Here is a 12920-nt window from a genome sequence, read left to right as displayed (position 1 = left end):
AAAAGGATATCGCTTCTATCAGGGCTAGGGATTTACGTTAAACAAGAAAACTTAAATGGATAACAACATTACTTTCATTTGTGAATGTTGCGGCAAAGAACACGAAAGCTGGCCGGCAATCGGATATGCAGCTCCCAACAGTTACAATAATTTATCCCAGCAGGAAAAAGACGAAATAGCAGTACTCGATGAAGATTTCTGCGTTATCAAATATCCGGAACACGTTCTTCGCTTTGTGAGATGTATTTTAATTCAGAAAGTAAACGATCATTGCGATGATCTCGAATATGGTTTTTGGGTTTCTTTGAGTGAAAATAGTTTTGAAGATTACCTTGCTAATTTTGACAATGAAAATCACGAAACCAATTATTTTGGCTGGCTTTCTAATTTTATACCACAACACGAATTTTCAGCCAGCATTCCCACAACAGTTGTGACAAGTGCAGGAAATCAAAGACCCGAAATTTTTCCACACAAAGATTTTGATCACCCTTTTGTAAAAGAATATTACGAAGGAATTTCAAAAGAAGAAGCAGAAAAAAGAATACAGTTAATATTAAAAAATTAGGCTTGAAATTTGTACATACGTTTAAACTAAATTTAAAACAATGAATTTTAAAAATATAATTCTATTTATTTTAATTACAGTTTCACTTAACACTTTTGCACAAAAAGATGGCTATTGGGACAAAGATCGTGCTACTACCAAAGAAATTATCGCCTATGCGCGCGATCGTGTTACCTTAAAAACAGAAGACCTGCCCGTCGGAACAACAGAAATTGTCTACCGAATTACGCTACTTGATGAAAATCAGGAAATGAGCAATAGTTTGGTTTCTGTGCTAAAGGCAATTCCGGATCCTACAGGAATAAGTCAAGGTTCTGCCGGAGCCGTATTTCTAATGTCTAAAATTTCAGGCGACGATACCTGTACCTACGCGCTCTTTACATCAAGCGAAGATGCTAAAAAGTATGTTAACGACGGAAAAACAGACAAAGCATGTTATGCCGAAGTAGAAGCCGTAAACAAAGACGCCAAAAGATTATCAATCGATAAATCATCATGTGTACATCAGAACGTAAGCACACTTTGGTTTGGATTTCACAGTAAAAACTGGGTACTAAAACAAAAAATTGTTCTTGAAGTAGTGCCGTGGGTCGATACAAAATTAAACCGTGGCTGGAACCAAGACAACAAAAACGACATTATCAGTTTATGTAAAACGTCTACAATGGCTCAAAAAATGGCCAATTCAGATGATTTTTGCGTTTGTATACTCGATAAAATCATAAAAGAATACACCTACACCGAATTTCAAAAGTTATTGCCAATCGAAAAAAACAAAGTTTTTAAAGACTTTGGAAACTCTTGCTATTCTGATAATAGTATCTCCAAAGATATTTATGAAGATTTAAGAACTAAAGCTGCTGCCTTAATAAAAACTCAAAAGTACAATGAAGCCATTCCAAAATTAAATACCATAATTAATGACGGAAAAGCAACAGCGTTAGATTACAGCTCAATTGGGTATTGTTACATACTGACAAAACAATATGCAAAAGCAATAAAAGTTTTAAAAGAAGGCGAAAAAGCAGATGATACCGAATTGTTAGTAAAACTAAATCTGGCGCACGTTTATTTGCTTAGTGATGATTACAGCGAAGCAAAACAAATTTATAAAAAGTATCAGAATCAAAACGTAACAGACAGTTTAAGCTGGATTGAAAAAACAAAACTGGATTTCACTGTTTTTAAGAAAGCAGGTCTGTCATCAGAAGATTTTGAAAGAGTTTTAAAACTTTACAACTAGAAATACACCTATTAAAAAGCCCACTATTTTGAAAGCAAGTTACCACCAATATATGTTGGAATTTAAGCGTCCGTCGGGAACATCCAGAGGTATTATGACTCAAAAAGAAACCTGGTTTATTGTTCTCGAGGAGAATGGTAAAAAAGGAATAGGGGAATGTGGTATACTTCGAGGCCTGAGCGCCGATGATCGACCGGATTACGAAGAAAAATTACAGTGGACTTGCGACAATATTCATTTAGGAAAAGACCAACTTTGGGATGCCTTATTGGAATTTCCTTCGATACAATTCGGAATAGAAATGGCCTTTTTATCGCTGCAAAGTGAGAATCCGTATCTTTTATTTCCATCAGATTTTACGACTACTTCACAATCGATAGTTATAAACGGTTTGGTCTGGATGGGTGAAGAGGCGTTTATGAAGCAACAAATCGAGGAGAAATTAGCAGATGGTTTTACGTGTATTAAGCTTAAAATTGGAGCTATCGACTTTCAAAAAGAACTTGATTTATTGCAATTCATTCGAAGTCATTTTTCAGCAGAACAAATCGAAATACGTGTAGATGCTAATGGCGCATTTGCATTAGACGAAGCTTTAGATAAGCTGAATCAATTAAATAAATTTCAATTACATAGTATCGAACAACCTATAAAAAAAGGAAACATCAAAGCGATGTCAGATTTGTGCCTGGAAACACCTTTTCCAATTGCACTTGATGAAGAATTAATAGGCGTCTTTTCATTAGCAGAAAAAGAAAAACTAATTCAGGAAATCAAACCACAATACATCATTCTGAAACCAAGTTTTGTGGGCGGTTTCAAAGGCACACAAGAATGGATCACATTAGCAGAAAAGTACAATATCGGCTGGTGGATAACATCAGCATTAGAAAGTAATATAGGACTGAATGCCATTGCACAATGGACATTTTTGCAAAACTCCGCAATGCCACAAGGTTTGGGAACTGGAGCACTTTATACCAACAATTTCGATTGCCCGTTAGAAGTAACGAAAGGTCAATTATGGTATGATAAAACTAAAAAATGGGATGCAAATTTATTCTTTCCCGCCCAATAAACTTTCCTGCCAGTCTTTTAAATCTTCCCATTTACCATTGTAGGCTAACAAAGCCTGCTTAGACCATGTACTCGGATTATGAATGGCAGAATTTTCACCTCCGGCATCTAAAATGGCAAACAATTGCGCTGTATCAGCTTCAGACAATGCATACCAGGACGTTATCTTTGCTTCATTTAGTAAGAATTCAACTTTTGGTCCAATTCCTTCTACAATTTTCAGATCATTTTCTCTTATTCTTTTTCCCATGATCTTCGTTGCCAGCTCATTGTCAAACTCAGGTACAGGAACCGAATAGGGTTTAAAAGATTTTGCAGCATAAGGAGTCGCTTTTGAAAGAAGCTCATTTTCAAGAGACAAAACTTTAGTCATCAGGTTTTTAGTATTGGCTTTGCAGGTATCAAGATCTTCCTGTAATACTTTTGCAAGTGATTTATAATCTTTAGTACTTCTCTTTCCCAGCACGAAACCTAGAATTCCACAGACTAAACCAATAAATATCGGCAGTATTATATAAGGTAAATTCATAATCGTATATTTTAATTATTTAAAACTAATTTCAATTCTGATTTATCCTTGTAGTGGTGATGTACGTACCAAAAGGAGTAAAAATCTCTTTTTAGAACTGAATAAATTTATATACTCTCAAATTTACTAAATACTTTGGCAATCATCTGTTTTGTAATAGGTTATTTTTCTAACAAAATAGGATTTTAGAATTTTTTAAATAAACGAGAAAATAATATTCGATTTAATCATCACGCCTAAAACTAACTGAATAATATCGGTCGATCCTATGGATCTTTTGTTGTAGCTGTCTATATTTAACGTCGGATTAAAATCCGACGCTACAATATCTGTCGAGCCTCTGGCTCTTTTTTCATACATGTAAAAGTTCCGTAGGAACGAAATATATTGTAGCATCGGATTTTAATCCGTTGAATAGGAACGATCGATATTATTTACAGTGCTTTTTTTTGAAATTTACAAGCTATCTATTTGATTTATAGGTTTTAATTGTTGGTTTCAGATTTGAATAATTACGCAAATAAATTCCATATTAATATTGCGTTTAATTGCTTACTAACTGAATAATATCGGTCGATCCTATGGATCTTTTGTTGTAGCTGTCTATATTAACGTCGGATTAAAATCCGACGCTACAATATCTGCCGAGCCGCTGGCTCTTTTTTGATAATTATAGAATCAGATTAGGATAATCAAATTTTGTAGAAACATATTTCAATCCGTTACGATTTACAAAAGCATTTTTCGATACAGGTAAAGTTCCGTAGGAACGGTATATATTGTAGCAATGGATTTTAATCCGTTGATTTATGTAACGCCAGCATTTAAAGTTCCATAGGAACGATCGATATTATTTGCAGTGTTTTTTTTGAAATTTATAAGCTATCTATTTGATTTATAAGGTTTAATTGTTGGTTTCAGATTTGAATAATTACGCAAATAAATTCCATATTAACATTGCGTTTAATTATTTATTTAACTGTAGAATATCGGTCGATCCTATGGATCTTTTCTTGTTGCTGTCTATATTAACATCTGATTAAAATCCGACGCTACAATATCTGTCGAGCCGATGGCTCTTTTTTGAAACTGGTAAAGTTCCGTAGGAACGAAATATATTGTAGCAACGGATTTTAATCCGTTGATTTATGCAACGCCAGCATTTAAAGTTCCATAGGAACGATCGATATTATTTGCAGTGTTTTTTTGAAATTTATAAGCTATGTATTTGATTTATAAGGTTTAATTGTTGATTTCAGATTTGAATAATAACACAAATAAATTCCATATTAATATTGCGTTTAATTGCTTACAAGCTGGATAATATCGGCCGATCCTATGGATCTTTTTTGTAGATTTCTATATTAACGTCGGATTAAAATCCGACGCTACAATATCTGTCGAGCCTCTGGCTCTTTTTCGATACAGGTAAAAGTTCCGTAGGAACGGTATATATTGTAGCAACGGATTTTAATCCGTTGATTTATGTATCCCCAGTATTTAAAGTTCCGTAGGAACGATCGATATTATTTGCATTGTTTTTAGGATTATTGCATTCTAAATGATTGCATTAATTTCAGTAACTTGCAGTAGAAAAAACAAACAAAAAAATGATTGAAATTGAAAGAAAGTTTCTAGTGAAATCTAATGATTTTAAAGAAGTGGCTTTTACTCAAAATAAAATTGCCCAGGGCTATTTAAGTTCTATTCCGGAACGAACGGTACGTGTTAGAATCAAAGGACAAAAAGGGTTTATTACTATAAAAGGAATTAGTAATCAAGGAGGTATGTCCCGTTTTGAATGGGAAAATGAAATTCCGCTTGACGAAGCGCAGGAATTACTTAAACTCTGTGAGAAAGGGAAAATCGAGAAAACGCGGTATGAAGTAAAAATAGGAAAACACATTGTTGAAGTAGATGAATTTTACGGAGAGAATGAAGGATTGATCATGGCAGAGATCGAATTAGAATCAGAAGAAGAAGTATTCGAAAAACCGGATTGGCTTGGAATAGAAGTAACAAACGATTCAAGATATTACAATGCCTATCTGAGTAAAAATCCTTTTAAAGATTGGGAAAAATAATAGTATAATGACAGAATATGACCTAATTATTGTGGGAGGCGGGCCAATTGGTTTAGCATGCGCAATAGAAGCACAAAAGAAAAAATTAAACTATTTAATTATAGAAAAAGGAGCTATTGTCAACAGTATTTTCAATTATCCTTTGTACATGACTTTCTTTTCAACAGCTGAAAGACTGGAAATAGGAGATATTCCTTTTAATTGTCTGGCACCCAAACCAGGACGTCAGGAAGCATTAGAATATTACAGAAACATTCATCGCTATTTTAATTTCAATATTAATTTATTCGAAAAAGTAACTGAAGTTCAAAAAGTTCAAAATGGCAGATTTAAAATTGGTACAGACAAAAATGACTACGAAGCAAAAAATGTAATTGTTGCTACAGGCTTCTATGATATTCCAATTATAATGAACGTAAAAGGAGAGGAATTACCAAAAGTGCGTCATTATTACAAGGAAGCACACGAATATGCTTTTAGAAATATTTTAGTGGTTGGAGCCAATAATTCTTCTGTTGATGCTGCTTTAGAATGTTGGCGAAAAGGCGCTAACGTTACAATGGTGGTGCGTAAAAACGAAATAAACAGCAGAGTAAAATATTGGGTAAAGCCGGATATCGAAAACCGAATTGAAGAAGGAAGTATCAAAGCCTATTTCGAATCTAATATTACTGAAATCCTTGATAACGAGGTTGAAATCGAAACACCAAACGGAAAAGTGACGATTGAAAATGATTTTGTTTTAGCTTTAACCGGATATAAACCTGATCTTACTTTCTTAGAGAAAATGGGAATCAAATTATCAGACGATGAGCTGAAAATTCCACAATACAATGCTGAAACAATGGAAACAAATGTTCAAGGACTGTTTCTGGCTGGTGTAGTTTGCGGAGGAATGCAAACGCACAAATGGTTTATAGAAAATTCTCGTGTTCATGCTAACATGATTATAGATTGTATTACTTCCAAATAGGAATATTATTTTAATTTTAAGTGCAATAAAAAATCCCATCAGAAAAATTCAATTAGTATTCAATTGATAATTTGCCTGATGGGAAATACTATAAATCTGAGATTTCTTAAGAACTACAAGATAACATAGAGCAGCCGACTTTAGATCGCGCCCAATCCGGACGTTTTGCAAACCATTTTTCATATTCTGGTTGTTCATCATACGGCTTTTGCAAAAGCAAATATAGCTCATCAATCAAAGTATAATCATCCTGATCTGCTGCATCAATAGCCAATTGCGACATATAATTTCGCAATACATATTTTGGATTAATGGTATTCATTTTCTCAGAACGTTCCTGATCTGAAGGATGTTCTGCTTGTAATCTTTGCAGATATACAGCAAACCATTTTTTCCAAGAATCTAAAATACTTCCCGAAATTTCCGCAGGAGTATAAAATGCATACTCGATTTTTTCTATAGCTTTTTCTATAGAATCGGCCTTCTTAATTTGGCTTAAATTTCTAAAAAAGATTGTCATATCCGTTTCAGACAGCTGTAAAACTGTTTCCAATCCTTCAATTAATGCATCATCAGCTTCTGTTGAAGTAAATAATCCTAACTTGCTTAAAAACATAGTTTTGTAATCGGAATCAAAATCAGTAATAAACGATTCTAGTATCTTTTCTAAAGGTTCTGCTTCGTTAATTAAAGGATACAGCGCATTTGCCAATTGATACAAATTCCACTGTGCAATCTGAGGCTGATTTCCAAATCGGTATCTTCTGTTTTGACTATCTGTTGTATTAGGTGTCCAGTTTGGATCATAATTTTCTAGCCAGCCATACGGACCATAATCAATGGTGATTCCGTGAACAGACATATTATCGGTATTCATAACACCATGTACAAATCCAACACGTTGCCAATGCAAGATCATTTCGCGGGTTTTATCGGCAACCGTTTTAAAGAATTGCAAATATTGTTCTTTTGGTTCTCCTTGAATCTCAGGGAAATAATATTTGATGTTATACTCAACAAACTCTTTTAAATTTTTGAGTTCATTTCTGGCAGTCAGCATTTCAAAACTTCCAAAACGGATAAACGATGGCGCGACACGGCACACTACAGCACCTTTTTCGTAAGCTGGGTTTCCGTTGTACAAAATATCACGCAGAACCTGATCTCCAGATAGCATCAACGAAAGCGATCGGGTAGTAGGAACTCCCAAATGATGCATCGCTTCTGCACACAAATATTCCCTAACAGAAGAACGTAAAACTGCCAAACCATCCGCCGTTCTGGAATATGGTGTTTTTCCGGCACCTTTTAACTGAAGTGTAAAAAACGAATTGTTATGTTCGACTTCTGTTAAGTTAATAGCACGTCCATCTCCCAATTGTCCGGCCCAGTTACCGAATTGGTGTCCTGCATAGCACATCGCATACGGACGTGTTCCTGCCAGAACTTCTTTACCTGAAAATACGTTCAGAAAGCTTTCAGATTGAATTTCATCTTTCGAAATCCCAACTAAATCAGCTACTTCCTCAGAAGCATGAATTAATTTTGGATTCGAAGGTGGTGTTGGATTCACAAACGAAAACACTGCTTTCGATACTTGACGAATTTCGTTCGTCTCGTCAAGATCTGCCGGTAGTTCAGCTGTGAATCGATTTTTTATTTTTAAATCTTTCATGAGATTTGTTTAAGTAATTTAGTCCGCTAGTTGATTGGCGTACATTTTTTTAAGTTTCTGAATCTTAGGATCAATTACGATTTGGCAATAACGCGCATCCTGATTATCATTGTAATAGTTCTGATGATCTTCTTCAGCTTCGTAAAACACTTCAAGAGGTACAAGTTCTGTAACGATTGGATCTTCGTAAAAAGGTTTTACTTCTTCAAAAACCTGTTCTGCAATGACTTTTTGTTCAGCGTCATGATACATAATAACAGATCGATATTGTGTCCCAACATCAGCTCCCTGACGGTTTAATGTTGTTGGATCATGACTTGTCATAAATATAAAGATCAAATCATGGTATGAAATTATGTCAGGATTAAACACAACCTGAATAACTTCTGCATGACCAGTTCTGCCAGTACACACTTCGCGATAAGGCGGATTCTTAATAAAACCTCCTGAATATCCTGATTTTAAAGATTCAACTCCCTTTAAACGCTGAATGACAGCTTCTATGCACCAAAAACATCCACCACCAAAAGTAGCTACTGATAAATTTTCCATAAATAGTATTGTTTAAGTTTACATGCCCTATTAATCCGATAGAATATTGTGATAATTATTAATAAAACAACAATTAAATTAAAGATAGTAAACAGTTATTTAATGTTTGAAGTTTACAATTGATAAATTCGCAATTCTCTAAAAAAGCAATATATTTGCAATCAAACACAGGCACACTAATGAATAGCAAAAATAGTACCATCACCTTAGAAACATACTTTCAGCAATTTAGAAAGAATATCGTTGGTATTGATCAGGAATTTACTTCTCCTTACGGTCAAAAAAAGATTATTTACACGGATTGGACGGCAAGCGGAAGGCTGTATCGCCCAATTGAGGACAAATTATTAAACAGTTTTGGTCCTTTTGTAGCCAATACACATACTGAAACAACTGTGTCAGGTACTGCCATGACAAAAGCATATCATCATGCCAGAAACATCATCAAGCGTCATACCAATGCCAATAACGACGATGTTTTAATTACAGATGGTACCGGAATGACAGGAGTTGTCAATAAATTTCAACGTATTTTGGGACTTAAAATTCCGGAAAACTTAAAAGAATGTACTGTTGTTCCTGCTGAAAAAAGACCTGTTGTTTTTATTTCACATATGGAGCATCATTCTAATCAAACGTCTTGGTTAGAGACAATTGCTGATGTCGAAATTATTCCGTCTTGCGAAAAAGGACTTTTTTGCCTTGACAATTTGGCTTTATTATTAGAGAAATATGCTGACAGAACTATAAAAATAGCTTCGATAACGTCATGTTCTAATGTAACAGGGTTAAAAACACCTTTTCACGAAGCAGCAAAATTAATGCACCAGTACAACGGTGTTTGTTTTGTAGATTTCGCTTGTTCAGGACCTTATGTAGAAATCGACATGCATCCAAAAGATCCTGAATCTTATTTAGATGCTATTTTCTTTTCTCCGCATAAATTTTTAGGAGGGCCAGGAACTTCAGGTGTTTTAATTTTTAATAAAAAATTATACAATAATATGATTCCCGATTGTCCTGGTGGAGGAACAGTAAGCTGGACAAATCCTTGGGGTGAACATAAATATATTGACAATATTGAAGACCGTGAAGATGGCGGAACTCCCGGTTTTCTTCAGGTAATCAAAACGGCATTGGCGATTGAGCTAAAAGAAGAAATGGGAATCGAAAATATTTTGCAACGTGAACACGAAATCGTTGATTATATTTTTGAGGCATTAGGTAATGTACCTAATATCAAAATATTAGCAGGACAACATCAAAACCGTTTGGGAGTTATTTCCTTTTTTATTGAAGATCTTCATTTTAATTTAGGAGTAAAACTATTGAATGACAAATTTGGAATTCAGACAAGAGGCGGATGCAGTTGTGCTGGAACTTATGGTCACTTTTTATTACACGTTGATCAGGAAACGTCTAATAAATTGGTAGGTGAAATTACAATTGGAGATTTGATTAAAAAACCGGGATGGATTAGAATGTCTATTCACCCAACAACTACTGATCAGGAAATTGCTTTAGTTTGCGAAAGTATTAAAGATTTAGCTAAGAACCACGAATCCTGGGCTTTAGATTATTCATACAACAAACAAACAAACGAATTCATTCATAAAAATGCTACATCATTTGAAGATGAATTGGTAGCAGGCTGGTTTAAATCGTAATACTAGATTAGAACAGTTTCTATTTTTCTGTAGAACATATAATATGTATCCCGATAGTTTTTTTTAAGCTATCGGGATTTTTTAATTTTTAAAGGTAAATAACTGTTTTACAGCTGTCTGAAAAATTCTTTAGGATAGCATAAAAAATAGCGACAGTTTTTCTTTGAGTAAAACTAATTTTTATTCACTTTTACAAAAAATATCTTACTATTTTTTAATCAACCAAAAACCTATTTAAACCAAATTACTACATGAAAAAAATTACATTATGTTTTTTTATTGTCATTACCCAAACCTTATTTTCTCAAACAAAAATTACCGAAAACCAAAAATTAGCAGCGACTTGCAAAGTTTGGGGATTTTTAAAATATTATCATCCTGAAGTTGCAGGAGGAAAAACCAATTGGGACAAAAAACTTTTTGACATTTTGCCTGAAATTGACAAAGCACAAACTAAAGAAGAGTTTTCTACTATTTTAGAAAAATGGGTTGAAACACTTGGCGTTGTTCCTGCTAATAAACCTTTAGTGCTTGATGCTAAAACTGATTTGTTTACTAAAAACCTTGATTTAGATTGGATTAAAAGAAATAAATTATTTTCTAAGAAACTCTCTGAACAATTGCAGTTTATTACTGAAAACAGATTTCAGGGAAAAAACCATTATGTATCGCTTGAAGGTGAGGGCGTTCGACTTTCTTTTACAAATGAAATAGAATATACTGAGTTTGACTGGACTAATAAAAATATGCGTATTCTAAGCTTATTTCGATTTTGGAATTATGTAGAATATTTTTTCCCGTACAAATATGTAATGGATCAAAAATGGGATGATGCCTTGGTGGAAATCTTACCCAATATTGCTACGCCAGCATCAGAGAAAGATTTCTTGTTGGCCATGCGTGAATTGTCTATAAAATTGAATGATACTCACGCGGGTACTTTCAGTATGAAAATGATAGAATACTTAGGAGGAGAAAAATATATTGCAGCTTCAGTAAAAATTATAGATGACAAAGCTGTTGTTACGAATTTAGCTAATGATTCACTTGCAAACATCGATGACATTAAAATAGGGGATATAATCACTAAAGTTAATGGTAAGACGGTTGCTCAAAAAGTAAAGGAACTGGAAAAATACATGTCAGGTTCAAATAAAGATGCAGCTCTTCCGTCTATTGGGATGGTGATGCTTACTGGAAATATGCCTGACCTTGAAATTGAGTTTATCAGAAACAATCTGAAATCAGTAAAGAGAATACGATTGTATGAAAATCGTGATCTAAAAAGAACACCTCCAAAAAGTACGGACAAGTGGAAAATTTTAGAAAACAATATCGGATACGTTAACATGAGTCAGGTCGAAAAGGTGGACATCAATGTGATGATGGAAGAATTAAAAAATACTCAGTCCATAATTTTTGATGTAAGAAGCAGACCAAAATACACCGATTTTCTTTTGCATGAATATTTAAATCCAGAACCAAAACCAATTTTGAGATTGCTTTCTCAAGATCTCAGTTTTCCTGGACGTTACATTTGGGCAAACGAAATGCAGGAATGTGGTAAAATAAATCCGGATTATTACAAAGGAAAAGTGATTGTTCTGGTGGGTTCCGGTACTTTTAGTTTTGGTGAGCAAACAGCTATGGCTTTTCAGACAGCACCCAATACGACTATAATTGGAAGTCAAACTGCTGGTGCAGATGGACCTAATTACAATTTTACTATCATTAATGGTTTTAATTCTTCATTTACTTCATCCGGAGTATTTTATCCAAATAAAAAAGAAACCCAACGTGTTGGAATTGTTCCAAATATTGTGGTCAAACCAACAATTGTGGGAACTCAGGAAAAGAAAGATGAAGTTTTAGACAGAGCAATTCAGTTTGTAAACAAAGGAGCATAAAGACTTTATAAAAACTAAAGTTGTTTCAAAAAGTAAACCCGACGAGCAAAACACTTGTCGGGTTTGTTATTTCTGAGAAACACTATTTTTTCTTTTCTAGCCCCGATTGCACTGCCATGTAAGCACATTTTTAAAATCAACACAAATTTCACGAATGAGCACGAATTAAATTTTTTAAAATTAATAACACAAACCAAAATTTACCCAAATAGATTAGTGAAAATTGGTGGAATTTGTATTTAATTTTAATCTCTATATTTTCCTATCTAGCCCCAATTGAAGCCTGCCGTGTAGGCACATTTTCAAAATCAACACAAATTTCACGAATGAGCACGAATTAAATTTTTTAAAATTAATGACACAAACTAAAATTTGCCCAAATAGATTAGTGAAAATTGATGGAATTTGTGTTTAATTTTAATCTCTATATTTTCCTATCTAGCCCCGATTGAAGCCTGCCGTGTAGGCACATTTTCAAAATCAACACAAATTTAACGAATGAGCACGAATTAAATTTTTTTAAATTAATGGCATAAACTAAAATTTGCCCAAATAGATTAGTGAAAATTGGTGGAATTTATATTTATTTTTAATCTCTATATTTTCCTATCTAGCCCCGATTGAAGCCTGCCGTGTAGGCACATT

The 12920-nt window shown here is 33.9% G+C and carries 11 protein-coding genes; 7 read left to right on the top strand and 4 right to left on the bottom strand.

Translation table 11 applies throughout. The annotated features are described in order from the left end of the window. The first annotated feature begins 55 nt into the window (after window positions 1–55). The 3 genes from B0A66_RS12175 to B0A66_RS12165 are packed head-to-tail and all read left to right on the top strand — an operon-like array spanning window position 56 to window position 2889. Window positions 56–568, top strand: a complete 513-nt coding sequence (locus B0A66_RS12175) for a DUF2199 domain-containing protein (RefSeq protein WP_089050116.1) — start codon at window positions 56–58, stop codon at window positions 566–568. Between the two features lie 40 nt (window positions 569–608). Next, entirely contained in the window at window positions 609–1811 is a 1203-nt protein-coding gene (locus tag B0A66_RS12170) for a tetratricopeptide repeat protein (RefSeq protein ID WP_089050115.1), read from the top strand. A gap of 28 nt (window positions 1812–1839) precedes the next feature. Continuing rightward, the gene (locus tag B0A66_RS12165; RefSeq protein ID WP_089050114.1) at window positions 1840–2889 is read left to right on the top strand and encodes an o-succinylbenzoate synthase; all 1050 of its coding nucleotides are present in this window, start codon (window positions 1840–1842) and stop codon (window positions 2887–2889) included. Here B0A66_RS12165 and B0A66_RS12160 read toward each other — a convergent pair. Beyond that, on the bottom strand, window positions 2869–3417 hold the full coding sequence (locus B0A66_RS12160; RefSeq protein ID WP_089050113.1) for a hypothetical protein: 549 nt from the start codon (window positions 3415–3417) through the stop codon (window positions 2869–2871). The genes B0A66_RS12165 and B0A66_RS12160 overlap by 21 nt on opposite strands. 195 nt (window positions 3418–3612) lie before the next feature. Next, on the bottom strand, window positions 3613–3777 hold the full coding sequence (locus B0A66_RS22855; protein WP_165766611.1) for a hypothetical protein: 165 nt from the start codon (window positions 3775–3777) through the stop codon (window positions 3613–3615). Between the two features lie 1250 nt (window positions 3778–5027). Here B0A66_RS22855 and B0A66_RS12155 point away from each other — a divergent pair. Together B0A66_RS12155 and B0A66_RS12150 are read left to right on the top strand one after the other, a co-directional pair. Next, window positions 5028–5501 carry a CYTH domain-containing protein gene (locus tag B0A66_RS12155; RefSeq protein ID WP_089050112.1) on the top strand — a complete coding sequence of 158 codons (474 nt, stop codon included), beginning with the start codon at window positions 5028–5030 and terminating at the stop codon, window positions 5499–5501. Window positions 5502–5508: 7 nt separating this feature from the next. Then, complete coding sequence (locus B0A66_RS12150) at window positions 5509–6474, top strand: YpdA family putative bacillithiol disulfide reductase (protein WP_089050111.1); 966 nt, start codon at window positions 5509–5511, stop codon at window positions 6472–6474. A gap of 106 nt (window positions 6475–6580) precedes the next feature. Here B0A66_RS12150 and B0A66_RS12145 read toward each other — a convergent pair whose 3' ends face one another. Further along, window positions 6581–8149, bottom strand: coding sequence for a protein adenylyltransferase SelO (locus B0A66_RS12145; RefSeq protein WP_089050110.1), 1569 nt, complete (start codon window positions 8147–8149; stop codon window positions 6581–6583). 18 nt (window positions 8150–8167) lie between these two features. Continuing rightward, window positions 8168–8701 carry a peptide-methionine (S)-S-oxide reductase MsrA gene (gene msrA / locus B0A66_RS12140; RefSeq protein WP_089050109.1) on the bottom strand — a complete coding sequence of 178 codons (534 nt, stop codon included), beginning with the start codon at window positions 8699–8701 and terminating at the stop codon, window positions 8168–8170. Between the two features lie 179 nt (window positions 8702–8880). On the opposite strand from msrA, the gene B0A66_RS12135 reads away from it, so the two are divergent. Both B0A66_RS12135 and B0A66_RS12130 read left to right on the top strand, forming a co-directional pair. Continuing rightward, complete coding sequence (locus tag B0A66_RS12135) at window positions 8881–10368, top strand: aminotransferase class V-fold PLP-dependent enzyme (protein WP_089050108.1); 1488 nt, start codon at window positions 8881–8883, stop codon at window positions 10366–10368. A 251-nt stretch (window positions 10369–10619) separates the two neighbouring features. Beyond that, complete coding sequence (locus tag B0A66_RS12130) at window positions 10620–12275, top strand: S41 family peptidase (protein WP_089050107.1); 1656 nt, start codon at window positions 10620–10622, stop codon at window positions 12273–12275. Window positions 12276–12920 lie beyond the last annotated feature (645 nt).

Source organism: Flavobacterium hercynium, from assembly GCF_002217285.1.
In the GTDB taxonomy this organism is placed as follows: Bacteria; Bacteroidota; Bacteroidia; order Flavobacteriales; family Flavobacteriaceae; genus Flavobacterium; species Flavobacterium hercynium.
The sequence above is the reverse complement of the archived record's forward strand: the minus strand, read 5'-3'. Positions and strand labels throughout refer to the sequence as shown.